Below are 23,884 nucleotides of genomic sequence, written 5' to 3'. Positions count from 1 at the left end.
AGGTTTAATAATGAAACAAGTGATGATTTTAAGTGGAGCAGGTTTGTCTGCTCCAAGCGGTATAAAGACTTTTAGAGCTAGTGGTGGGTTATGGGAAGAGCATGATGTGATGGAAGTTTGCTCAGCAACTGGCTTTAGAAAAAATCCTAAAAAAGTTTTGGAATTTTACAATAAAAGAAGAAAAGAGTTAGCTGGTGTTAAGCCAAATCACGCACATGAAATCATCGCTTTATTAAAACAAAAATTTCCAAAACAAATTAGCATTTTAACGCAAAATGTAGATGATTTATTAGAGCGAGCAGGTTGTGAAGAAGTGGTGCATTTGCATGGCTTTTTACCTGAGCTTAGGTGTTTAGAGTGTGAAAATATTTTTAACATAGACTATGAAAGTAGTGATGATAAAATTTGTCCTAAATGTCAAAGCAAAAGTGTAAGGCACAATATCGTGATGTTTGAAGAAATGGCACCAAATTATAAAATTTTATATGAAAAATTACAAAATTGTGATTTATTTGTATGTATAGGCACAAGCGGGCAGGTTTTACCCGTGGGAGAGTATGCAAGAGTATGTAAGCAAAGTATATTAAACAATCTTGATGAGGATAAATATTTAGAAAGTAATTTTACTAAAGTTTATATAGAAGATGTTTGCACGGCTATTGATAAAATCAAAACCGATATAGAAAATTTCTTGGAAGCAAAATGCTAGAAGTAATCTTACAAGGTATAGTTTTAGGTATGGGTGTGTCTGTGCCTTTTGGACCTGTAAATATTTTGATCTTAAATACTGCTTTGTCTTCTTTTAAAAATGCTTTTTGCGTTGGGCTCGGTGCTTTAAGTGCTGATATACTTTTTTTGATTTTGATTAATCTTGGGCTTTTAAGCTTTGCAAATAATGAATTTTTTTATAAAATACTAGCGGTTTTTGGCTTTTTCTTTTTGAGTTTTATGGTATTTTTAATGCTAAGAAAAACAAGAAAAGTCGATCTTAACAAGGTAAATAAAACACATCCTTTAAAAGGTTTTAGCAAAGGATTTTTCTTAAATGTTACAAATCCTTATGTTATAGGCTTTTGGGTGAGTGTAGCAGGGCTTAGCATGCAGAGTAAAAACTCTTTTGCCTTGCTTTTTGGTTTGGTTGGTTTTATTGTGTTTTGGATTTTTACTCTATCGTTTTTTGTGTCTAAATTCAAAGCACTTGTAAAAAACAAACATATATTTTACATTAATCTTTTTTCAGCATTTATTTTAGAGTATTTTGCTCTTTCTATGCTGTATAAAGCTTTTATAGGATAGAACATGCAAGTAGTTGAAATTTTTAAAGAATTGAGCAAATTTAAATCCATCACCCCAGATGATGATGGAGCATTAAATTATATTGCAGTGGAGTTAAGTGATTTTGAAGCTTTTTTTATAGAAAAAGAAGGTGTGAAAAATCTTTTGCTGACTAAAAAATTTAGTGATGATGGTGAGCATTTAGCTTTTGGCGGGCATGTAGATGTAGTGCCTGCAGGAGAGGGTTGGAGCAGTGATCCTTTTGAGCCTTTAGAAAAAGATGGGTTTATCTATGTAAGAGGTGCACAAGATATGAAAAGTGGCGTGGCTGCTTTTATGTGTGCAGTTAAGGAGGTAGAAAATTTCAAAGGAAGAATTTCACTGATTTTAACAAGTGATGAAGAAGGCGAGGCTAAATTTGGCACGCTTGAAGTGCTTAAATTTATGCAAGAAAAAGATATGCTACCTGATTTTGCTGTGGTTGCTGAGCCAACTTGTGATAAAAAATTTGGAGATAGTATTAAAATAGGGCGTCGTGGTTCTATCAATGCAAAATTGCTTATCAAAGGCAAACAAGGCCATGTAGCATACCCGCAAAAATGCATTAATCCTGTGCATAATTTTGCTTTTGCTTTGAAATTTTTAGCAGGTTTTGATCTTGATCCAGGCGATGAGGTATTTGCACCATCTAAAATCGTTATTACTGATATACGCGGTGGTATGGAAGTGTGTAATGTAACCCCAAATGATTTAAAATTGATGTTTAATGTAAGAAATTCTCCACAAACTAGCTTAGAAGATGTAAAAGCTTATGTAGAAAAGACTTGTGAAGGACTTGATTATGAGTTGAGCATAAATCAAAGTTCAAATCCTTTTTTAACACAAAGTGATTCTAAAATCGTACAAAAACTAAATGAGAGTGTGCAAAAAATTACTCAAGTAGTGCCAGAACTTAACACCAAAGGTGGTACAAGTGATGCGAGATATTTTGCTGAGTTTGGTGTGAGGGTGGTAGAATTTGGCGTGTGTAATGATAGAATTCATGCAATTGATGAAAGAGTGAGTATAGAAGAGCTTGAAAAATTGTATTTAGTTTTTAAAGATTTATTAGAGAATTTTAACTAGGAAAAGCATGGATGTAATAGGAATTTAGAGTAGCCTCTCATTTAAGAGTACCTTGCAGCTACCGGCAAGTTAGCCCTCTAAACTTCTAAAATTATATCATTAATTTTTTAAAATGGAGTTAATAGGAAGTAAAATGTCTTTTGAGCTTGATGTAAGTAGCTATGAAAAAATAGAAAAACTATTTATCAATTTTAAATTAAAATGTGATTTTAAATTTAGAATGATAAAAGGGATTAATGTTTTGCATTTTGGATATTTGTGGGGAGCTTGCAAAGAAGCACAAAAGATTTTAGAAAAAAATCAAAAATGCGAAGATTTGTTTGAGCTAATTATGAAAATTTATTCCAAAAGACGCAAAAATCATCAAGCAAATTTTTTACTTTTACAATGTTATGAAAATGCTCTAAGAAGTACTTTAGCAGTAAAAATAGCAAATTTGTATAATAAGTTAGATGATGATTGGTTTAAATCTAGCGAAGAGGTTTTTAATCCTGCTTTAAAAAGTCTTTTAAAAAAAGTTAAAAAGAGATGTCAAAAAATAGATGAATATAATAGCACTTGGCAAATTTTTGATGATTTTTGTCTGATTGATTTAGAAGAGATATTAATAGATCATTGGAGTGAATTTGCTTATATATTTAAAGATAAAAAAATATATAAAAATCAAGTCTTACCAAGTTTTGGCACCAAAGAACATCTTAAGACAAAACTAAGCCAAATAAGAAAAGCTAGAAATGAAACCTATCATAATAAACCTACAAAAATAAAATTTAAAAAAGATTTGGAAATTTTACTTTTGAGACTTGGTTATAATTTAGAAGATGCTATTGATATTGGAGAGATAAAAGAAGCTATTATTTTAAGATTTAATTATAATAATGTAAGCGAGTAAGTATTTTAAGTAAAATAAGTAAAGGTTTTAAATGATTATCAATGGGCAAAAGCTTGAGTTAAAAGAGCTTAGATTTATGGATTATGTTAAAGAAAAGCAATTAAAAATAGAATTTATTGCCTTAGAATTAAACGGAGAAATTATCCCAAGGGATAAATTTGAAAATTTGATTTTAAAAGAAAATGATAAAGTAGAGATTGTTACTTTTGTAGGTGGTGGTTGATGAGAATTAAATTTAATGGTAGTATGATAAACACGCATTTTAAAAACACTTTGGAATTTTTTCAAAGTGTGAGTAAAAATGAAAATGATGTATGGATAGTCAATGGTTTTGCAACAAAAGAAAGTTTGGATCTAAAAGAAAATGATGAGCTTTTTTGTATAGAAAAAAATACTTTACCACCATATGAAGCTCTTGATGCGATGATGAGGGCAAGACATACTCCAAAACTTCATAATAAGCTTAAAAAGGCAAGTGTGGCAGTGTGTGGACTTGGTGGACTTGGCTCGCATATAGCTATAAATTTAGCAAGAAGCGGGGTTGGTAGGCTTCATTTGATTGATTTTGATGTGGTTGAGCCAAGTAATCTTAACCGTCAAGCTTATATGGTGGAAGATTTGGGTAAATTTAAGGCTGAAGCTTTAAAAGATCAAATCGCTAAAATTAATCCTTTTATAGAAGTATTTGCACAAGTTTTAAAAATAGAAAAAGAAAATATAGCCAAACTTTTTACAAATGATGATATAGTTTGTGAAGCCTTTGATAGTGCAAAATATAAAGCGCTTTTAGCGCAAAATTTTCATCAACACTATCCTCAAAAAACATTAATTTGTGCTTCTGGCTTAGCAGGATATGGCGATAGCAACAGCATACAAACAAGAAAAATTGCAAAAAACTTTTATGTTTGTGGTGATTTAAAAAACGAGGCAAAGGTAGGCAATGGACTTATGGCACCGCGTGTAAATATTTGCGCAGGACATCAAGCAAATTTAGTTTTAGAACTTTTAGCGAGCGAGTAATGGAAAAATTAAAAATAGGAAAATATGAGTTTAATTCTAGGTTTATTTTAGGTTCTGGGAAATTTTCTTTTGAGCTTATAAAATCAGCCATTGAAGAAGCAAAAGTTGAGATTATCACCTTAGCTTTGCGTAGGGTAAATGATAAAGGCATAGAAAATATACTTGATTTTATCCCAAAACATATTAAACTTTTGCCTAATACTTCGGGTGCAAGAAGTGCCAAAGAAGCTTTGCGTATAGCAAAACTTGCAAGAGAGCTTGGCTGTGGAGATATGATTAAAGTTGAAGTAATTAGCGATAGTAAATATTTATTACCGGATAATTATGAAAGTGTAAAAGCAGTAGAACTTTTAGCAAATGAGGGTTTTACACCTTTAGTTTATATGTATCCTGATTTATATGCAGCGCGTGCTATGGCTAATGCAGGAGCTGCTGCTATAATGCCTCTTGGAGCTCCTATAGGAAGCAATAAAGGCTTAAAAACTAAAGAATTTATACAAATTTTACTTAATGAAATTAGCTTACCTGTTATAGTAGATGCAGGCATAGGAAATCCCGCACAAGCTTGTGAAGCCATGCAAATGGGAGTAAGTGCAGTGATGGTAAATACTGCTATAGCTCAAGCTAAAGATGTAGCAAAAATGGCAAAGGCTTTTGCTTTGGCTATAGAGGCAGGACATAATGCGTATTTAGCAGGTATAGCAAATGAAAGCATGCCAAGTGCAAGCTCGCCTTTGAGTGGTTTTTTAAGAGATTAAAATGCAAAAATATCCTCATATGCAAAGTATTGAAAGTGAAATTTTAACCAAGGTTTTAAAAGAAGTTGAAATTTTTGATGAAAGTAAATTTAGCGCTTTTGATGTAAAACAAGCTTTAGTTAAAGATTATCTTAACATAGAAGATTTGAAAGCTTTGCTTTCAAGCGCAGCAGAAGATTTTATAGAAGATTTAGCACAAAAATCAAGTAAGATTACTCAAAAATATTTTGGAAATTCCATTTCGCTTTTTACACCTTTATATCTTTCTAATTTTTGCAATAGCAAATGCACTTATTGTGGGTTTCAAAAAGGAAATAACATTAAAAGAGCTAAGCTAAATGAGGCTGAAATTCACAAAGAAATGCAAGAGATTAAAAAAAGTGGCTTGGAAGAAATTTTACTCTTAACAGGTGAGGGCAGGGAATATGCTAGCGTAGAATATCTTGCCAAAGCTTGTGAGATAGCAAAAGAGTATTTTAAGGTCGTGGGAATTGAAGTTTATCCTATGAATGTAGATGAGTATACATTGCTTCATGAAAAGGGTTGTGAATATGTAAGTGTTTATCAAGAAACTTATAATCAAAAAACTTATTCTAAAATTCATATTGAAGGTGAAAAAAGTGTATTTGAGTATCGTTTTCATGCACAAGAGCGAGCGTTAAAAGCAGGTATGAGAGGGGTTGCTTTTGGAGCTTTACTTGGCGTGGATGATTTTAGAAAAGATGCTTTTGCTACGGCTTTACACGCGTATTTTTTACAGCAAAAATACCCTCATGCTGAAATAGCTTTATCTATCCCTAGATTAAGACCTATTATCAATAATAAAAAAATTCATCCAAAAGATGTAAGTGAAACAAGGCTTTTGCAGGTTTTATGTGCTTATAGATTATTTTTACCTTTTGCAAGTATTACGATTTCTACGCGTGAAAGAGCAGGATTTAGAGACGGGGTTATTAAACTTGGAGCTACTAAAATGAGTGCAGGTGTAAGCGTGGGGGTAGGTGAGCACCAAGGTGATAAAAAAGGTGATGATCAGTTTCAAATTAGTGATATGCGTAGTGTTGATGAGGTTTTAGTTATGTTAAAAAATGCAAATTTACAAGCTATAATGAGCGATAGTATTTATGTGGGATAAAAAAATCATTGCTATTAGCGATAGTCAAAATACCCAAGGAGATTTTTTAAATTTTATTGAAAAACTAAGTCAAAGTAGTATTGATGCTTTAGTGCTTAGAGAAAAACATTTGGATGAGTTAGAATATACTAAATTAGCCAAAGAAGTATTAAAAATTTTTAATAAAACTCAAAAAATTTGCTTTTTGCATTATCATTATGAAGCTTGTTTAAAATTAAATCATCAATTTTTTCATGCTCCCTTAATAATTTTACAAAATTACCCACAAAGTTATAAAAAATTTGAGCTTTTGGGTACTTCTGTCCATTCTAAAGAAGAATTAGATTTAGCTTATAAGTTTAAAGTAAATCATGCTTTTTTCGGACATGTATTTGAAAGCTCATGTAAGGCTGATTTAACACCAAAGGGTATAAAAAATTTAAAAGATTTGTTAGAAGTTTCAAAAATACCCATTTATGCTATAGGTGGGATAAATATCCAAACTATAAATCATTTAAAAGATTTAAATTTAGCAGGCGTATGTATAAGAGAAGCTTTGTATAAAAGTAAAGATGTAAAAAACTATGTTTTAAAGTGTAAAGATCTTTTAGTCCAAAAGGACTAAAAGATTATAGCCAGAAAAAGTATGCAATTACTGCAAGTGCGATTGAGCAAAAGATATTTAATATAATCCCAACTTTTACCATTTCTTGTTGTTTAATATGTCCTGTACCAAAAACTATAGCATTTGGTGGTGTAGCAACTGGTAGCATGAAAGCACAAGAAGCACCAATAGCAATGATTAAAGCAAGTCCTAAAGCAGGAACGCCTAAAGTATCTGCTATAGAGATAAATAAAGGCACAAGTAAGGCTGCTGAAGCAGTATTTGAGGTAAATTCAGTTAAAAATACTATAAAAAATGCCACAATTAAACCTATAATAAATAAATGTCCATTTTCTATAAATGAAATGATAGTATCAGCCATTACTTTACTAGCGCCAGAATCTCTTAATACTACACTTAGAGTGATACCTCCACCAAAGAGCATTAATACACCCCAATCGGTATTTTTTTGTATATTTTTCCAATCAATTACTTTAAAAGCACATACTAAAACAGCAGCCAATAAAGCAATAATTGCATCAAGATTTGCTATTTTGTGTCCAAAAATACTTGTGATGATAGGACTGATATTACCACTAAAAATCCAAGATAGTGCAACGACTAAAAAGATTATTAAAGTGATGATTCTAGGTCTTGTAAGTTCTATATTTTCAGTATGTAAATCAACTTGTAGATTAAATTTAGGTTTAAACATAAAGTATAAAATTAAAATCATTGCAGGTAGGAAAATTAAAACAATAGGAATTCCGTATTTTAACCATTGTGCAAAAGTAATGTGTAATTGAGTGGCAACGATTGCATTTGGTGGAGTTCCTACTATGGTGCCTATACCACCTATACTCGCACTAAAAGCTATACCTAAAAGGATGAAAACATAAGTATTTCTATCTTTTTGCGGATCAAGTGAAGCTAACATACCTATAGCAAGCGGAAGCATCATAGCTGCTGTTGCGGTATTACTCATCCACATGGATAAAAATGCAGTAGTGATAAAAATATACAAACTAGAAAGGCCTAAATGCCCTTTTGCTAATGTTAAAATTTTATGTGCAATAAGTTTGTCTAATTTTTGATGATGCATAGCTGCGGCCAAAGCAAAACCACCAAAAAATAAAAAGATATTAGAATCAGCAAAACCTGTTAAAGCTTTAGCGGTGGGTAGTAATCCCAAAATAGCAGCTAAAACAGGTACTAAAATAGCTGTAATAGTAACATGCAAAGCCTCACTAAGCCATAAAACGGCAATAAAAATTAACAAAGATAAACCTTGGTTTACTTTAGTTTCACCAAAAGGGGAAAAATAAAGCAAAGCGATAAATAACACTAAATCAGCAACGACTATAAGTGTTTTTGTATTTGAACTCATTTAACAACTCCTTTAAAATATTGCAGTTTTGTAACATATTCTAAATGAATTTTCTTTTAAATATCAATTTTTGTATAAAATTTTTTCAATAAAATTATTCTTGTGTGGAAAAAAGTAAGTTTTAGTAAAATTTATTTGTTTTTGGTATAATTTTTGCTAATTAAAAATCATAAAATAATAAAGATGATTCTAAGGAAAAAAGATGTTAAAAAAAGTATTTGTATTTGTTTTAGCTTTATTTTTTAGTGCATGTGCTGTAAATTCTAAAAATCAAAGTGTTGCAAAAGTTAATGAGCTTATAAAAATTCAAGCACAATGTTATAATCCTTCTGATTCTAAAGCATATGAAGCAAAAATTAAAGGCCTTGTGTATATTAGTGATGTGGGGCTTAAGTATTGCGCAAATAAAAGAACAATTGATAAAAGTGCTTCCTTAAAAAAAGTTTATATTCATAGGGTATATGATTTAAATGAGAATTTAAAATATTCTTCTTCTAATGGAAATAATTATTATATTAATGAGAATTTTAACTACTATTTTTATGTGTTTTTAAAAGAAGAATTAGAAAATAGAGGTATAGTTGTAGTAGAAGATACACAAGATTCTCCTTATGTTTTAAGGGTAGATTTAAGTTTTAATGATTTTTATTCTAAATTTGATTTTAATTCTTTATTTTCAATTATTGCTAGTCAATTGACACTAAAAGATATTAATACCAATAAAACTATTAATATTAAAACCAAACAAGAAGTTAAAGGTTTTTATAATATCAAAGATCTACCTTTTTTCACTCAGCTTCTTATAAAACAAGTGGCTAATAAATCTGCAGATATTATCAGCTCTTTGTGAGGTGTTTTAATTGCCATGGATTTTCCTTTGCGAGTTTTTGTCCAGCTTGCAAGGAAGAGCTTTTAGAATATTCTTTAGGTATAAGAGAACTTGAGGGAAATTTTAAAGTTTATTATTTTTATCAATATGAGCAAATTAAGCATTTGATTTATTTTAAACACAAATTTCAAGGCTATTTTGTTTTAAATGCTTTGGCAAAATTGAGTTTTGCTAAATTTGAGGATTTTTTTCAACCATCTTGTAAAATTAATGCTATAGCTTTAGATGATAAAACATATAAAAATTACTCTCATACTGCTATTTTAACTAAATACTTAAATACTAAATTTATAAAACCTATGTATCACACCTTGCAAGCTAGTTCAGAATTTAAATATAGTGGTAAAAGTTTGAAATTTCGTAAAGATAATAAAAGATCTTATAAGCTTTTAAAGCGTCCAAAATATCCTGTAATTTTAGTAGATGATGTGATAACTACTGGATTAAGTTTATTAGAGGCAAAAGAGCTTTTAGAAAAAAATAATATTGAAGTGCTTTTTGCTTTAGTTTTGGCTAATGCAAAATTTGATACAATATAGGCATTAATTTTAAGGATTTTTATGGAAAATATTTTTACTAAAGATTCAGATATTGAAAATATAGATATAGAAAGTTCTATAAAAAGTAGTTATTTAGATTATTCTATGAGTGTTATTATAGGCCGTGCCTTACCTGATGCTAGAGATGGGCTTAAACCTGTTCATAGAAGAATTTTATATGCTATGAATGATTTAGGTGTTGGAAGTCGTAGTGCATACAAAAAATCAGCGCGTATAGTGGGTGATGTAATCGGTAAATATCATCCACATGGTGATACAGCTGTATATGATGCTTTAGTAAGAATGGCGCAAGATTTTTCTATGCGTTATCCAAGTGTAGATGGACAAGGAAACTTCGGTTCTATTGATGGCGATGGTGCTGCTGCGATGCGTTATACTGAAGCTAGGATGACGATTTTAGCTGAAGAGCTTTTGCGTGATATAGAAAAAGATACGGTTGATTTTATACCAAATTATGATGATTCTATGAGTGAGCCTGATGTTTTACCTGCTAGGGTCCCAAATTTATTGCTTAATGGTTCAAGTGGTATTGCAGTGGGTATGGCTACCAATATTCCTCCGCATAGCTTAAATGAGCTTATTGATGGTTTGCTTTATTTAATTGATAATAAAAACGCAAGTTTAGAAGAAATAATGCAATTTATTAAAGGACCTGATTTTCCAACCGGTGGTATTATCTTTGGTAAAAAAGGTATTATAGAAGCATACCGCACAGGTCGTGGTAGGGTAAAAGTAAGAGCAAAGACCCATATAGAAAAAAGAGCTAATAAAGATATTATCGTTATAGATGAACTTCCTTATCAAACTAACAAAGCAAGATTAATAGAGCAAATCGCTGAACTTGCCAAAGAAAAACAAATCGAAGGTATTGCTGAAGTTAGAGATGAGAGTGATAGAGAAGGAATTCGCGTGGTAATTGAGCTAAAACGCGATGCTATGAGTGAGATTGTGTTAAATAATCTTTTTAAATCTACCACTATGGAAAGTACTTTTGGTGTGATTATGCTTGCTATACATAATAAAGAGCCAAAAGTTTTTTCTTTAATTGAGCTTTTAAATTTATTCTTAAATCATAGAAAAACTGTAATTATTAGAAGAACTATTTATGAGTTGCAAAAAGCTAGAGCTAGAGCACATATTTTAGAAGGTTTAAAAATTGCACTAGATAATATTGATGAAGTGATAGCTTTGATTAAAAACTCTCCTGATAACCCAACGGCTAAAAATTTATTAATGCAAAAATTTGGTCTAAGTGAGCTTCAATCTAATGCTATTTTAGATATGAAATTAGGCCGTTTAACAGGTCTTGAGAGAGAAAAAATTGATAACGAATTAAGGGAATTATTAGCAGAAATAGAGAGGCTTGATCAAATTTTAAAAAGCGAAACTTTGCTTGAAAATTTAATCAAAGATGAGTTAAAAGAAATCAGAACAAAATTTGATGTACCAAGAATTACTCAAATTGAAGATGACTATGATGATATTGATATAGAAGATTTAATACCAAATGAAAATATGGTAGTTACTATCACTCATCGTGGCTATATTAAGCGTGTTCCAAGTAAGCAATATGAAAAACAAAAACGCGGTGGTAAAGGCAAGGTTGCAGTTACAACTTATGATGATGATTTTATAGAAAGTTTCTTTACGGCAAATACACATGATACCTTGATGTTTGTTACTGATCGTGGACAGCTTTATTGGCTTAAGGTTTATAAAATTCCTGAAGGAAGTAGAACTGCTAAAGGCAAAGCTGTGGTTAATCTCATTAATCTACAAGCAGATGAAAAAATCATGGCAATTATTCCAACCACTGATTTTGATGAAAGTAAATCATTGTGTTTCTTTACTAAAAATGGTATCGTAAAACGCACAAATTTAAGTGAATATCAAAACATTAGAAGCGTGGGTGTAAAAGCGATTAATCTAGATGAAAATGATGAACTTGTTACTGCAATTATCGTAGCAAGGGATGAAAATGAAACTCAAGAACAAAATTATGAAGAAAATTTAGAAAATGAAATGCTTGAACCTAATGAAGAGCTTGATAATACTATCGTTGGTAAAATGCTTTTTGCGGTTACTAAAAAAGGTATGTGCATTAAATTCCCACTTGCTAAAGTTAGAGAGATTGGCCGTGTAAGTAGAGGGGTAACTGCGATTAAATTTAAAGAAAAAGATGATGAGGTTGTGGGTGCTGTTGTTATAGAAAATGACGCTCAAGAAATCTTAAGCGTAAGTGCAAAAGGTATAGGTAAGCGTACTGATGCTGGAGAATATAGACTTCAAAGTAGAGGTGGTAAGGGTGTTATTTGTATGAAACTTACTGCCAAAACAAAAGATTTAATCGGTATAGTCATAGTTGATGAAAGTATGGATTTAATGGCATTAACAAGTAGTGGTAAGATGATACGCGTTGATATGCAAAGCATTAGAAAAGCAGGTAGAAATACAAGTGGTGTAATTGTTGTTAATGTTGAAAATGATGAGGTTGTAAGCATTGCTAAGTGTCCTAAAGAAGAAGATGAGGAATTAGATGTTGAAACTAATATGGATTTAAATTTAGAATAGTAAAATTATTGGAATGCTTTTTGCTGTTTTAATAAAATCAAATAAATTGAAGGTGTAAAAAATGAAAAAAGTTATTTTTATGTTTTGTTTAGCTTTGGGTTTTAGTGCTTGTGCACTAGATCAAAGAGGTGTGAATCCAAATCAGACTCAAGCAGCAAATTCTGATGTTGTGGTTCAAAAAGTTGATAAAGATGATGTGCGTAACATCATTAGAGAAGAAAAAATGCTTGCAAATGATACAAGCACAGACAATGATCTAACTTTTACAGCGGTGGGTGAGGGTATTGCTCCTTTAAATACGGTTTCAGTTGGTCAAGCTTTGGCTTTAGCTAAAAGAGCGGCAATTACCGATGCTTATAGACAATTAGCAAGTAAGTTGTATGGTGTCAGAGTTAATGGTAAAGATACAGTAAAAGATGCAATGCTTAAAAGCTCAACTATTACAGCGCAGGTAAATGGTTTGATTAAAAATGCAAGTGTTGTAGATCAAGACTTTAAAGATGGTCTTTATAGAGTAAATGTAGAACTTAAAATTGATGCTGACAAGTGGAAAGAATTGTTTGCTTATTAATCCTCATAATTTTTAATGCTACTGCCCAAGATGAATTTATATTTTGGGCAGAACTTTCTAATAAAAATTTTATTCTTTATCATCAAAATGAAACTATTTCTATGGCTATGACTAAAAGTAAAAATAAAAATTTAGAATATGCTTGTGAGTTAGCATATACGCCAAGTGATTTGAAGTCTTTAATACGCAATGATTTTGGTATGGTGGCTGAAGAAAAGATGACAAAGCTGGATAAATTTAACTTTTTAAATGCTCACAAAAATGATTTAATTGATTGTTTTTTTAACTCAAAAATAGATGTAAAAGACTTTGTAAAAAGTGAACAAGCAAGTGCGCAAAGTGAAACTTATGTGAGAATTTTGCCGCTAAGATTTATAGTTGAATTTCACGATAATAGTGCCTTTGTATATTATCTTAAATAAATACAAAGCTTGCTTTTATAAAAATCAAGTTAAAATACTTAAAAAAATATTAAGAGTAAAAGATGTATAAAAGTATCCCTCGTTATTTATTATTTAAATACCTGCGTTTTGATAAAGATCAACCCTTTATTATGCTTTCAAAAATTTTAGCCTTTTTAGGTGTAAGTATAGGACTTTGTGTGCTTTTAGTTGCAATGGCCATTATGAATGGCTTTGATAAAGAATTTGAGAGAAAACTTTTTACTATGAATTACCCTATCACTATATTACCGCGTTTTGGAGCAAATGTAGATGATAAATTATTACAAGAATTAAGAAGCAAATTTCCAAATTTATTATTTAGCCCTTATATTACTACTCAGGTTATAGCAAGAAATGATTTAAAATTGGAAGGCGGTATGCTTTTTGGGGTTAATTTTGAAGATGAAAAAAAGATCAATGAGGTAGTAGCTCAAGCTTTAGAAGATAAAAAATTAGATAATTTTGATATTTTAATTGGTAAGGGTTTAAAAGATGAATTTGGACTTGATTATAATGAAAAAATTACCTTAATTTTTTCCAATCTTAATGCAAGCGGACTTTCGCTTATTCCAAAAGTTAAAAGATTTGATGTTATGGCTGATTTTTCTTCAGGTTTGTTAGCTTATGATAAAGCTTATATGTATACAGATGTAAAAGCTTTAGCTAAGATTTTGTCATATCCCCAAGGAAGTTATGATGGGGTACATGTATATTCAAATAAGCCTTTTGAGGATATTAAACAAATTGAAGCTTTCTTGGGTGCAAGATATGCTAGTATAGGCTGGTGGGAGCAAAATGGAAATTTCTTTGCAGCATTAGCTTTAGAAAAAAGAGCTTTGTTTATAGTATTGATGTTGATTATTTTGGTCGCAAGTTTAAATATAGTAAGTTCTTTATTAATGATAGTAATGAATCGTCGTAGTGAGATAGCTTTGCTGCTTTCTTTGGGAGCTAGTAAGTTAGAGATTAAAAAAACATTTTTTTCTTTAGGATTTTTGATAGGTGGAGGTGGTATCGTAGCAGGTGTGATACTTGCAGCTATTGCTTTGTGGATACTTGGAAATTTTGACATTATTTCTTTACCAAGTGATGTTTATGGCATGAGTAAGCTACCTTTGGAGCTTTCTTTTGTTGATTTTTGTACTACGATTTTTGGTGCTATTATGATTGTGAGCCTGTCTTCTTATTATCCTGCTAAAAAAGCAACACAAGTAGATATTTTAGATACTTTAAGAAACGAATAAATTGAAAAATTTATTCGTTTAAGAATTTTTGAATTTCATTGAAAAAGTTTTCATAACTGATATCTTTAATGGTTTTAATAAATTTTCCATTCTCATCAATCAAATAAAATTCGCCACTATGTGCTATAGAATATCCCATAGCGGAATCTTTAAGATTGATTTTTTCATATACTACGCCATAATTTTTAGTAACTTTTTCTAATTCTTTTTCATCTTTAGCAACCAATGCAGTTGAATTTGGGTAAAAATACTTAACCCATTGGCTAGTTTGAGTTAAGTTGCTATCTCTTGCTGGATCTAGTGAGATAAATATCACATGAGCTTTTTCTTTATTTGGCATTTTTTCTAAAACATTAGCAATCAAGGCAAGCTCACTAGGACAGACATCAGGACAATATGTATAGCCAAAATATACAATTAGTTTTTTACCGATAAAATCTTTTAGACTAAGTATGCCTTTTTCAGAATTTAAGTGAAAATTGTATTTGTTGTTTTCAAAATACTGCACAGATATAAAAAATACTCCAAAAATTACCACAATTAATAAAAAAATATTTATTTTTTTCATATTTTACCTCTTTACATCAAAGTCAAAATAAAAACCTAGTGGAGTTTCATCATCAAAAAGCTCTATTCTAAAACGCATTATATCTAGAGTGCAAGAACTTAAAACTAATTTAGCATGATAAGTATTGTTTATTTTTTTAAATTGTGGAACAATATCTCCCATATACATATTAAGTCCATAAACCCTAGCATTAAGTTTTTTAAACTCACCTAAATTGGTAATATTTAAATCAAGCTCATTTAATGTAGTAATAGGCTTTGGATTTAAATTTACTAAGACTTTTTTATCCTTAAAATTGTATTCACATTCTTGAATGTTTAGATCACATGTTAGAGGTGTTAAAGTGGTAATTAATTCTCTCTTTTTCCCGGTATTTGATGAATTGGTGTAAAAATAAGCCCCGCATATAGCAAAGACTATAGCTAAGGCAAAGACAAGTAGATTTTTCATTATTTTTTAATGCTTCTTGACTTGATATCTTTTAGTTCAATTGTGCTATTATCATCAAAATAAAGAGTTAGATTGGCCTTTGTTTGCGGTGTGATATTTTCTTTGAGATTTAGTATCATAATGTGCATCCCACCAGGTTTAAGTTCGGTGCTTGAATTAGCTTTTATTGTGATTTGAGGAATTTGAACCATCATTTTTTTACCATCTTTCATAATATGATCATGAATTTCAGCTGTATCGCTTAATGAACTTTGAGCTTTTATGAGTTTAATATCTTTGTTTGAGTTGTTTTTAAGTTCTAAAAAAAATGCCGTTGTTTTAGAATTAGGTGGAGTTTGTCTTACATAAGGATCATTTATAGTAATTTGATTTGAAAAAGCAAAAGTGCTTAGTATGGCTAAACTAAGTAATTTTTTCATTATTTTTCCTTTTTTTGTTTTTGGTTATTTGTAAACATTATACACGGAAAAAATTAAAAATATATTTATTGTAAAAATATTATAATTAGCTCTTTGTTGTTTTAATTTTTAATAGAAAGGTGAAAATTGTTTAAAATTATATTAGCATTGTTTAGTTTGGCTGTGTTTGCAAATGCAAATAATCTTGCAAAAATTTATCTAAACGAAGGTATTGATGCAGTTGAAAGGGTATTGGAGCAAGAGTTAAGTAAAAAAGATTTTTGGCTTGATGAGATAAAAGACAAAAATATTAGTTTAGGATATTATGAGGAAAATGTTGCAATAGTTTTAACAAATAAAAGTGATAAAATTATTAGAGTTTATCACTACAATGATGGAAAAGTAGAAAAGAAATTTATCCAAAGGGATGTTTTAACAGGTTTAGCTGGAGATAAAGAAGTAGAAGGAGATTTAAAAACTCCAATAGGTTTTTACGAACTTGGAAAGAAATTTTATCCTGGTGATCCATATTATGGCCCATTTGCATTTGCAACAACTTACCCAAATGTTTTAGATAAAACTTTGGGTAAAACAGGTGGTGGTATTTGGATTCATGGCTATCCTTTAGATGGAACACGCTTGGATACTTATAAAACTAGAGGTTGTATTGCTGTGCATAATGATTTATTGGAAGATTTTAATAAATTAGTAGCTGATAGAAAATCTTATGCAATGACAGAAGAGAAAAATAAAGTAAGAGCAACTCATGATGAAATAGCGATTTTACTAGCTAATTTATTTGCCTGGAAAGATAGTTGGCAAAAAAGTGATATAAATAAGTATTTATCTTTTTATGATAAAAAAATTTTTAAACATAATAATAAATCCACTTATGAGCAATTTGCAAAAAATAAAGAAAGAATTTTCGCAAAGAGAGAAAAAAAGAGCATTAAATTTTCAGATCTTAGCATAAGTCCTTATCCAAATGATAAAAATGAGAAAATTTTTAGAATAGGATTTTATGAAGACTATCGTAGTACTAACTATAAATTCAAAGGAGAAAAAGTCCTTTATGTTAAGCTAGTTGAAGATAAAATGCAAATTTTAGCTGAACAATAATGGCATATATAAAAATTGATCGTTTGGCTTATGAGTATAATCTTGACTTGATAGCCTCTAAAGCAGGAGGTTATCAAAAAGTAATATGTGTTTTTAAAGATAATGCTTATGGACATGGAGCTAAGCTTTTAGCTCCTATAGCTAGAGCAAAAGGTATAAATTTTATAGCGGTAAAAAATGAAGCTGAAGCAAAAGAGCTTGAAGATATTTTTGATAATATCTTAATTCTATCCCATCATCCACATGGCAATGAAAGTGAAAAATTTATTTATGCTTTAAATGATAAAAATGATATTAAAAAATTCAAGCAAAATATAAAAATTCATTTAGTTGTAGATACAAATATGCATAGAAATGGAATTATACCTGAAGAAATTCAAGAAGTGATACAAGAACTACAAAGTAATAATTTAATACTTCATGGAGTGATGATGCACTTTGCAGGAAGTGATGAAATAGATGCTAGTTATTTTGTGCAAAAACAAAAATTTAAACAAGCTAAAGAGCTAATATATACTTTGCTTTGTGATGAAGCTAAAAAGCTTATATTTCATTCACATAATTCTGAAGCATTGTTTAGAGCAAGCGAGCTTGGGTGCGATGAGTATTGTAGAGTAGGGCTTGTGCAATTTGGCTATGCGCATTTTAATAAAGACTTACGCAAAGTTTTAAGTTTATGGGCTGAAAAATTAAGCCAAAGAGCGTTGAAAAAAGGTCAAAGTGTTGGTTATGGTGGTGTATATAATGCAAAAGAAGATCTTGAAATAGCAACTTATGATTTAGGTTATGCAGATGGGCTTTTGCGTTATGATGGAAAACAAGATTTTTTTCTTCCTAATGGTAAGAAATTGCTTGGAAAAATGTCTATGGATAGTTTTTCTTGTGAGAATGATGAAGATGAAATTTGTGTTTTAAATGATGCAAATATTATGGCTAGTTTTTTTAATACTATCAACTATGAAATTTTAGTCAAACTTTCTCCAAATTTGAAAAGAATTTTAGTTTAAGATAAAAAGTGTTAATATATCTAAAGAAAGGGCAAATATGGCATTTTTAAATTGGGCTATTTTAATTTTATTTTTATTTATAGTATTTTTATTGATAAATCGTTACGAGAGAAAAATAAAAATTTTATATAAAAATATTGAAATCTTGAAAAACGAGTGTAAAAAAAATAGTGAAAATATAGAAAAAAATAGAATTTTAATAGAAAAAAATAGATCAAATATCGAAGATATAAAAATTCAAGATTAATTTTTATCTTGAAGTATTTTTGCTATCAATTCTAATGGATGTAAAAAATGCGTGGAGGATTTTTCATGCTCTAATGCATTTGAAATTTGCATTCTACAAGCTGAACATTCTGCACTGATAATTTCCACATTGCTTTTTTGTATATTTTGAGCTTTTCTTATACCAACTTGCAAAGCTTTTTCATAGTGATCAGTTTGCATACTAACACCGCCAAAACCACAGCATTCATTTGAGTTAATAAGTTCTTTGAAAGTATAGTTTTGTTTAAGCAAGGCTCTAGGTTCTTTAAAAACACCTTGCATTTTTCTTGCATGACAAGGATCGTGGTATGCAATTTTTGTCTTTAATTTTTTCTTTGTTTTTAAAAGCTCTTCTAGTTTAGTATATTCATAAAAATATTTTGTTGCAAGTAGTATTTTACTAGAAATATTTTTAGCTCTTATAGCCCATTCTTCATCTTTTTGCATGTGGAAAAAATGTTCATAGTCTATATTAATCATCGCAGAACAGGTTGCTTCGGGGATAATGATATAATCTAGAGTTTTTAATTTTTCTTCAAAATAAACGATATTTTTTTTAGCTAAAATTTCTACACTTTTAAAATCTCCAGTAAAATAATGAGGAGCACCGCAACAAGATTGATCTTTTAGTAAATCTACATTGATTTTAAGATGTTTACAAATTTCAAGCAAAGCAAAGCCCGTATTTGTATAAGAGTAATTTGACAAGCAGCCTATAAAAAGTCCTATGGTTTTTTCACCTTGATTATTTATGAAATCAGGATTAGAAGCTAGAAAGCTTTTTTTAGCTAAAGAAGGAAGCAAGCGATCTTTTTTAATTAAAGGTAGGTTAAATTTAGCTTTCATTCCCAAATTTTTATGTTGTAAACTAAAAGCACAGCTTTGGAAAACATAACCAAATCTTGCTAAAATATCTAGAATTTTTCTGCGTCTTAGAAAAAAGAAAGCAAGTTTTTTGTACCAAGCAATGCCAAATTTTTGTGCTATATCGTAACGCACTTTTTCAATAGCGCTATCCACTCTTAAATGGCTTGGACAAACTTCAACGCAATTTGTACACAAAAAACATGATTCAAATATTTTTTTAAGATTTTTATCAAGCTCTAGTTCTTGGTTTTCATAAGCACTGATTAAATCTAAAAAGCCACGAGGGGAAGTACTCTCATCACGATTTATTTCATGTATGGTGCAAACTGGTATGCATTTTCCACATTTTACGCAAGCATTAGAAATTTCATTAACATTTAACATATTAAACCGTTTTAGAGAAAACTTTTTTATCTTCGCTAATGCGTTTTAAATATTTATCAAAACACATAGCAATATTACGGATTAAAAGTACTCCTGTTTCATTAACTTTGATATGAGTTTTATCTATGTTGATAAATTCATTAAGTTTTTGGAGTTCTTCTAAATCTTGCTTAAAATATTCAAAAAAATCAATCTTAAATTTACTTTCAATATTTTTTATATTAAGAGCAAAATTACTCATAAGTTCCATAATAACAGCTTTTCTTAGTTCATCATCATCATCAAGCATAATACCTTTTTCGCAAGGCAATCGACCTTCATCGATAGCCTTTTCGTAGCTTGGCATATCTTTGAAATTTTGCATATAGTGTCTTTTACCTTCGCCTATACTTGTTAGGCCAATCCCGATTAAATCGGTTCCGCCTTTTGTAGTATAGCCTTGAAAATTTCTATGCAAACTACCATTTTCTAAGGCTTTAAAAAGTTCATCTTGTGGTTTTGCAAAATGATCCATTCCTATCATTTTATAACCATTTTGAGTTAAAAATTTTTCACAATATTCTAAAATTTGAAGTTTTACATCAGGGCTTGGTAGAGTGTTTTCGTCAAATTTTCTCATATTTTTTTTAAGCCAAGGCACATGTGCATAATTAAAAATAGCAAAGCGATCGGGATTAATCAGCAGTGCTTTTTCTAAAGTTTGCTTAAAACTTTCTAGACTTTGATAAGGAAGGCCATAAATTAAATCCATATTTACTGAATTTATCCCTTTTTTTCTTACCATATCTACTGCATTTTTGGTAAGTTCAAAAGGTTGAATTCTATGAATTTCCTTTTGAACCTTTTCGTTAAAATCTTGCACACCAAAACTAATACGGTTGAAGCCATTTTGAATTAAAACATCAGCTTGTTCTTCATTTAAGAATCTAGGATCAATTTCACAACTTACTTCACTATCTTGGGTAAAATTTGGAAAAATGCTTTTTATTTTAAAAATCAAACTTTGCAATTGTTTAGCAGAAAAAAAAGTAGGTGTACCACCACCAAAATGCATTTGAGCTACTTCTCTTTGTGTGTCAATGGTATTTGTTAAAAGATCAAGTTCTTTAAAAAGATAATTTAAATACCTTTCTTTACTTTCTTCTTTTGCGGTATATATTACATTACAACCGCAAAAATAACAAGCACTCCTGCAAAAAGGCAAATGAAAATATAAAGATAATTGTGCTGTTTGTTGTTTTAAAATTTTTATATAGTCTTCATATTTAAAATGGGTGTTAAATTCTACTGCAGTAGGATAAGAAGTGTATCTAGGTCCTGCTTTGGAGTATTTAACAAAATTTTTATAATCTCTCATTTTTTGCCTTTTTGCATCATTTCTTTCATGTTTATAAATAAGTTAGGATGTTTTGTATGAATATTGCTGATTAATTGATCTAAATCAATATTAACTTCTTTTATACCTTTGGAAACTTGATGTTTAATCTCATCCATTGCAACTGTCCATACATCATTAAAGTCAATAGGAATTTGTTGATAGATAGCCTTTTCTAGTTTAAGTTCAAAATTATCATTTTGTATCTTTTTGGCACTTTGTAAAAACTCAATCAGAGTTTTTACAGAAAACATAGTTTTAACTTCATCATTTTCATCTACTATAAACCATGGTTCGGGTGCTAAATTATGGCCATTTTTTAGACTTAACTTTTTTTCTTTATCGTTAATGTGGGTTAGATGAAATATAGTTTGATTGTGTTTTTCTATGCCCAAATGATTAGATAATTCATTGATTACATCTTGAGAGCTTTTTTTGCTTAGACTATTCAATCTCACTCCTTATTTGTTAATAATTTTGCAATTTCTTTTGCATGATAAGTTATGATAAGCTTAGCTCCAGCTCTTTTAAAAGCAAGCATAGTTTCAAGTACTATTTTTTCATAGTCAATCACACCTGCTTTTTGACCTGCTTTTAGCAAAGCATATTCCCCGCTTACATTATACACACAAAGTGGAAGTTTAGAATGATTTGCTATATCTTTTACTACATCTAAATACGCAAGTGCTGGTTTTACCATTAAGATGTCAGCGCCTTGTTTTTCATCTTCTAAGCTCTCACATAAGGCTTCTTTACCATTAGCAAAATCCATTTGATAGGTTTTTCTATCTCCATAACTTGGTGCAGAATCAGCCACATCTCTAAAAGGCCCATAATAGGCTGAAGCAAATTTAGTAGAATAAGCCATAATAGGTAAATTTTCAAAACCATTTTCATCTAAAGTTTTTCTTAAAGTTTCAATAATACCATCCATCATGCCGCTTGGTGCTATCATATCTGCACCGTTTTTAGCATGAATTAGAGCTTGTTTGGCTGAAATTTCTAAAGTTAAATCATTATCTACGCTTTTACTTTTTGGATCAATAATACCACAATGCCCATGATCAGTATATTCACAAAAACAAAGATCGGTAATTACTACCAAATCAGGAAATTTTGCTTTAATAGCTCTTAGACTTGTAGCAATCAAGCCATCATCGCTTAATGCATCACTTCCACAACTATCTTTTTTGGAACTTTCTAACACGCCAAATAAAATAATCGCTTTAATACCAAGATTAATTAACTCCTCACATTCTTTTAAAATTTCATCTAAGCTCATTTGAAACACACCTGGCATAGATGTGATTTCATTTTTAATATTAGCACCATTGATAACAAAAAGTGGATAGATTAAATCATCTAAATTTAAGGTATTTTCTTTTACTAAGCTTCTAATATTCTCATTAAGTCTTAATCTTCTAAAGCGTTTAAACATAAATTTCCTTTTTGTTTGTTAAAATTGTTTAAATTCTAGCATATTTTTTATAAAAAAGGTAAAGTAAAATAATGACTATTCAAATTTCTGAAATAGCAAAACTCCCCACTCGTTTTGGGGAATTTAATATACAAAGTTTTAAAGAAAATGATAAAGAACATCTTTGTATTTTTAAAGGAAAATTGGAAAAAGAAGTTAATATTAGAATCCATTCAGAATGTTTAACAGGGGATGTTTTAGGAAGTTTAAAATGTGATTGTGGAGAACAGCTTGATTTTTCTTTAAAATACATTCAAGAGCATGGTGGTATGGTGATTTATCTAAGGCAAGAAGGAAGAGGTATAGGACTTTTTAATAAAATTAATGCTTATGCTTTGCAAGATAAGGGTTTTAATACCATAGAAGCAAATCATCAATTAGGTTTTAAGGCAGATGAGCGTAGTTATGAAATAGTAGAATTTATACTTAAGCATTATAAGATTTCTAAAATTAACCTTTTAACTAATAATCCTGAAAAGCTAAATTCATTAAAAGAAAAAATTAATTTAAGAGTGCCTATTTTAATAAAAGCAAATCGTTTTAATAAAGATTACTTAGAAATTAAATATACACAAATGGGACATCTAAATTGAAAAAATACGAAGAGCAATTAAATTTTTTAAAAGATTTTGCAAATAAAGATGATTTTTTTAAAAAAATCACGCTCTATAAAGAGTTGTTAGAAAAATTTAATGCTGTGCATAATTTAACTCATTTTGAAAATATAGATGAAAATATTATTGATAGTGTTAAAATTTTAGATTTTTATGATTTGAGTAATAAAAAAAAGATCATTGATATTGGAAGCGGGGCTGGTTTTCCTGCATTATTTTTAGCTTGTATTTTGCAAGATAATGAATTTTTTCTTTTTGAGCCTAGCGCTAAAAAGGCCTCATTTTTAAGGGTGGTTAAAACTGAACTTAATTTGATAAATGTAAATATCATAAAAGAAAAATTACAAAACTATCCACCTTTTAAAGTAGATTTAATTACTTCAAGAGCTTTAATGGATGTAAAACCTTTGGTAGAAATTTCAAATGGTTTTTATGATAAAAATACTTTATTTTTGCTTTATAAAGGAAGTGAAATTTATGATGAATTGCAAGAATTGAAAGATTATCAAATTTTTAATCAAGGCTTTAGGAATTATTGTCTTTTAAAGATAAAGGAAAAACTATGTTAATTTTTGGACATCCTTTGATAAATATGCAAAAATTTAGTTATTTTGAAAATATTTTTATCAAAACAAATGTAAATTGTTTTAATTACAATGAACAAAATATAAAAAGTGCAAAAGAGGAAAAAATAGATTTTGCTATATATGCCAAGAATGAGGAAGAAATTTTACTTTCTAATGCACTAGGAGCAAAATATATTTTAATAGAAGATGAGAGATTGGCAAAAATTGCCTCAAAAATGGCTGAGTTTTATATGTTTGACTCTAAAATTTTATTTTTACTTGATGTTTTAGATAATAATTTAAAAAAAGCTTATGAGCTAAGCGTTGATGGAGTTTGTT

At 29.7% G+C, this 23,884-nt stretch carries 28 protein-coding genes and 1 pseudogene; 21 read left to right on the top strand and 8 right to left on the bottom strand.

Annotated elements, in window-relative coordinates; all coding sequences use genetic code 11:
* The first annotated feature begins 10 nt into the window (after nt 1-10).
* The 9 genes from L8X38_RS02285 (at nt 11) to L8X38_RS02245 (ending at nt 6,809) form a co-directional block, all read left to right on the top strand.
* The gene (locus L8X38_RS02285) at nt 11-709 is read left to right on the top strand and encodes an SIR2 family NAD-dependent protein deacylase (protein ID WP_258107960.1); all 699 of its coding nucleotides are present in this window, start codon (nt 11-13) and stop codon (nt 707-709) included.
* On the top strand, nt 703-1,296 hold the full coding sequence (locus tag L8X38_RS02280; protein ID WP_039628698.1) for a LysE family transporter: 594 nt from the start codon (nt 703-705) through the stop codon (nt 1,294-1,296). Before L8X38_RS02285 ends, L8X38_RS02280 begins: the two co-directional genes overlap by 7 nt.
* 3 nt (nt 1,297-1,299) lie before the next feature.
* Complete coding sequence (gene dapE, locus L8X38_RS02275) at nt 1,300-2,400, top strand: succinyl-diaminopimelate desuccinylase (protein WP_257928681.1); 1,101 nt, start codon at nt 1,300-1,302, stop codon at nt 2,398-2,400.
* Nucleotides 2,401-2,533: 133 nt separating this feature from the next.
* Nucleotides 2,534-3,292, top strand: a complete 759-nt coding sequence (locus L8X38_RS02270; protein WP_263661172.1) for a CAAX protease — start codon at nt 2,534-2,536, stop codon at nt 3,290-3,292.
* Nucleotides 3,293-3,323: 31 nt separating this feature from the next.
* The gene (gene thiS / locus L8X38_RS02265; protein WP_066006795.1) at nt 3,324-3,515 is read left to right on the top strand and encodes a sulfur carrier protein ThiS; all 192 of its coding nucleotides are present in this window, start codon (nt 3,324-3,326) and stop codon (nt 3,513-3,515) included.
* Entirely contained in the window at nt 3,512-4,312 is an 801-nt protein-coding gene (gene thiF, locus L8X38_RS02260) for a thiamine biosynthesis protein ThiF (RefSeq protein ID WP_263660246.1), read from the top strand. The genes thiS and thiF overlap by 4 nt, the downstream gene beginning before the upstream one ends.
* Nucleotides 4,312-5,070: a thiazole synthase gene (locus L8X38_RS02255; protein WP_263660247.1), complete on the top strand. Its 759-nt coding sequence runs from the start codon at nt 4,312-4,314 to the stop codon at nt 5,068-5,070. The genes thiF and L8X38_RS02255 overlap by 1 nt, the downstream gene beginning before the upstream one ends.
* Nucleotide 5,071: 1 nt before the next feature.
* The gene (gene thiH, locus L8X38_RS02250; RefSeq protein WP_263661171.1) at nt 5,072-6,205 is read left to right on the top strand and encodes a 2-iminoacetate synthase ThiH; all 1,134 of its coding nucleotides are present in this window, start codon (nt 5,072-5,074) and stop codon (nt 6,203-6,205) included.
* On the top strand, nt 6,195-6,809 hold the full coding sequence (locus tag L8X38_RS02245) for a thiamine phosphate synthase (RefSeq protein ID WP_263661170.1): 615 nt from the start codon (nt 6,195-6,197) through the stop codon (nt 6,807-6,809). Before thiH ends, L8X38_RS02245 begins: the two co-directional genes overlap by 11 nt.
* A 4-nt stretch (nt 6,810-6,813) precedes the next feature.
* Here L8X38_RS02245 and L8X38_RS02240 read toward each other — a convergent pair whose 3' ends face one another.
* A complete protein-coding gene (locus tag L8X38_RS02240; RefSeq protein WP_133319807.1) occupies nt 6,814-8,175 on the bottom strand; it encodes a DASS family sodium-coupled anion symporter in 1,362 nt (453 codons plus the stop codon).
* A 202-nt stretch (nt 8,176-8,377) separates the two neighbouring features.
* Between L8X38_RS02240 and mapA the strand changes: the two genes are divergently transcribed.
* The 6 genes from mapA to L8X38_RS02210 all read left to right on the top strand — a co-directional run bounded on the left by mapA (nt 8,378) and on the right by L8X38_RS02210 (nt 14,453).
* The gene (mapA, locus tag L8X38_RS02235) at nt 8,378-9,025 is read left to right on the top strand and encodes an outer membrane lipoprotein MapA (protein WP_263661169.1); all 648 of its coding nucleotides are present in this window, start codon (nt 8,378-8,380) and stop codon (nt 9,023-9,025) included.
* Nucleotides 9,022-9,603 (top strand): ComF family protein, encoded by a 582-nt coding sequence (locus L8X38_RS02230; protein WP_133319809.1) that lies wholly within the window; start codon nt 9,022-9,024, stop codon nt 9,601-9,603. The genes mapA and L8X38_RS02230 overlap by 4 nt, the downstream gene beginning before the upstream one ends.
* 21 nt (nt 9,604-9,624) lie before the next feature.
* Nucleotides 9,625-12,195, top strand: coding sequence for a DNA gyrase subunit A (gene gyrA, locus L8X38_RS02225; protein WP_263661168.1), 2,571 nt, complete (start codon nt 9,625-9,627; stop codon nt 12,193-12,195).
* 61 nt (nt 12,196-12,256) lie between these two features.
* Nucleotides 12,257-12,766 carry an LPP20 family lipoprotein gene (locus L8X38_RS02220; RefSeq protein WP_133319811.1) on the top strand — a complete coding sequence of 170 codons (510 nt, stop codon included), beginning with the start codon at nt 12,257-12,259 and terminating at the stop codon, nt 12,764-12,766.
* The gene (locus tag L8X38_RS02215; RefSeq protein WP_133319812.1) at nt 12,742-13,188 is read left to right on the top strand and encodes a hypothetical protein; all 447 of its coding nucleotides are present in this window, start codon (nt 12,742-12,744) and stop codon (nt 13,186-13,188) included. The genes L8X38_RS02220 and L8X38_RS02215 overlap by 25 nt, the downstream gene beginning before the upstream one ends.
* A 62-nt stretch (nt 13,189-13,250) precedes the next feature.
* Nucleotides 13,251-14,453: an ABC transporter permease gene (locus tag L8X38_RS02210; protein WP_133319813.1), complete on the top strand. Its 1,203-nt coding sequence runs from the start codon at nt 13,251-13,253 to the stop codon at nt 14,451-14,453.
* A 10-nt stretch (nt 14,454-14,463) separates the two neighbouring features.
* Here the strand turns inward: L8X38_RS02210 and L8X38_RS02205 are convergent, their stop codons facing one another.
* The 3 genes from L8X38_RS02205 to L8X38_RS02195 are packed head-to-tail and all read right to left on the bottom strand — an operon-like array spanning nt 14,464 to nt 15,890.
* Entirely contained in the window at nt 14,464-15,021 is a 558-nt protein-coding gene (locus tag L8X38_RS02205) for an SCO family protein (RefSeq protein ID WP_133319814.1), read from the bottom strand.
* A 3-nt stretch (nt 15,022-15,024) separates the two neighbouring features.
* On the bottom strand, nt 15,025-15,471 hold the full coding sequence (locus tag L8X38_RS02200; RefSeq protein ID WP_133319815.1) for a hypothetical protein: 447 nt from the start codon (nt 15,469-15,471) through the stop codon (nt 15,025-15,027).
* Nucleotides 15,471-15,890: a copper chaperone PCu(A)C gene (locus L8X38_RS02195; protein ID WP_133319816.1), complete on the bottom strand. Its 420-nt coding sequence runs from the start codon at nt 15,888-15,890 to the stop codon at nt 15,471-15,473. The genes L8X38_RS02200 and L8X38_RS02195 overlap by 1 nt, the downstream gene beginning before the upstream one ends.
* A 126-nt stretch (nt 15,891-16,016) precedes the next feature.
* On the opposite strand from L8X38_RS02195, the gene L8X38_RS02190 reads away from it, so the two are divergent.
* The 3 genes from L8X38_RS02190 to L8X38_RS02180 are packed head-to-tail and all read left to right on the top strand — an operon-like array spanning nt 16,017 to nt 18,242.
* Nucleotides 16,017-16,988 (top strand): L,D-transpeptidase family protein, encoded by a 972-nt coding sequence (locus tag L8X38_RS02190; protein ID WP_133319817.1) that lies wholly within the window; start codon nt 16,017-16,019, stop codon nt 16,986-16,988.
* Nucleotides 16,988-17,995 (top strand): alanine racemase, encoded by a 1,008-nt coding sequence (locus L8X38_RS02185; protein WP_263661167.1) that lies wholly within the window; start codon nt 16,988-16,990, stop codon nt 17,993-17,995. Before L8X38_RS02190 ends, L8X38_RS02185 begins: the two co-directional genes overlap by 1 nt.
* A 37-nt stretch (nt 17,996-18,032) precedes the next feature.
* Nucleotides 18,033-18,242, top strand: a complete 210-nt coding sequence (locus L8X38_RS02180) for a hypothetical protein (RefSeq protein WP_133319819.1) — start codon at nt 18,033-18,035, stop codon at nt 18,240-18,242.
* Here L8X38_RS02180 and L8X38_RS02175 read toward each other — a convergent pair.
* The 4 genes and pseudogenes from L8X38_RS02175 to hemB form a co-directional block, all read right to left on the bottom strand.
* Nucleotides 18,239-19,513: a (Fe-S)-binding protein gene (locus tag L8X38_RS02175; RefSeq protein WP_133319820.1), complete on the bottom strand. Its 1,275-nt coding sequence runs from the start codon at nt 19,511-19,513 to the stop codon at nt 18,239-18,241. The genes L8X38_RS02180 and L8X38_RS02175 overlap by 4 nt on opposite strands.
* A gap of 1 nt (nt 19,514) precedes the next feature.
* The gene (gene hemN, locus L8X38_RS02170; protein WP_263659633.1) at nt 19,515-20,870 is read right to left on the bottom strand and encodes an oxygen-independent coproporphyrinogen III oxidase; all 1,356 of its coding nucleotides are present in this window, start codon (nt 20,868-20,870) and stop codon (nt 19,515-19,517) included.
* Nucleotides 20,857-21,340, bottom strand: a pseudogene (locus L8X38_RS02165) (DUF2603 domain-containing protein). Before L8X38_RS02165 ends, hemN begins: the two are co-directional and overlap by 14 nt.
* A 2-nt stretch (nt 21,341-21,342) precedes the next feature.
* Nucleotides 21,343-22,326, bottom strand: coding sequence for a porphobilinogen synthase (gene hemB / locus L8X38_RS02160; protein WP_133319823.1), 984 nt, complete (start codon nt 22,324-22,326; stop codon nt 21,343-21,345).
* Between the two features lie 71 nt (nt 22,327-22,397).
* Between hemB and ribA the strand changes: the two genes are divergently transcribed.
* From ribA to L8X38_RS02145, 3 genes are all read left to right on the top strand, one after another.
* Complete coding sequence (gene ribA, locus L8X38_RS02155; RefSeq protein ID WP_220567283.1) at nt 22,398-22,958, top strand: GTP cyclohydrolase II; 561 nt, start codon at nt 22,398-22,400, stop codon at nt 22,956-22,958.
* Nucleotides 22,955-23,548 carry a 16S rRNA (guanine(527)-N(7))-methyltransferase RsmG gene (gene rsmG / locus L8X38_RS02150; RefSeq protein WP_263661165.1) on the top strand — a complete coding sequence of 198 codons (594 nt, stop codon included), beginning with the start codon at nt 22,955-22,957 and terminating at the stop codon, nt 23,546-23,548. Before ribA ends, rsmG begins: the two co-directional genes overlap by 4 nt.
* Nucleotides 23,542-23,884: hypothetical protein (locus L8X38_RS02145; protein WP_263661164.1), on the top strand; the 343-nt coding region annotated here is incomplete at its 3' end. The genes rsmG and L8X38_RS02145, both read left to right, overlap by 7 nt.

It is taken from the genome of Campylobacter sp. CNRCH_2014_2452 (assembly GCF_025772865.1).
GTDB lineage: Bacteria > Campylobacterota > Campylobacteria > Campylobacterales > Campylobacteraceae > Campylobacter_D > Campylobacter_D lari_D.
Note: the sequence above shows the minus strand (reverse complement) of the source record. Positions and strands in the feature narration are given on the sequence as shown.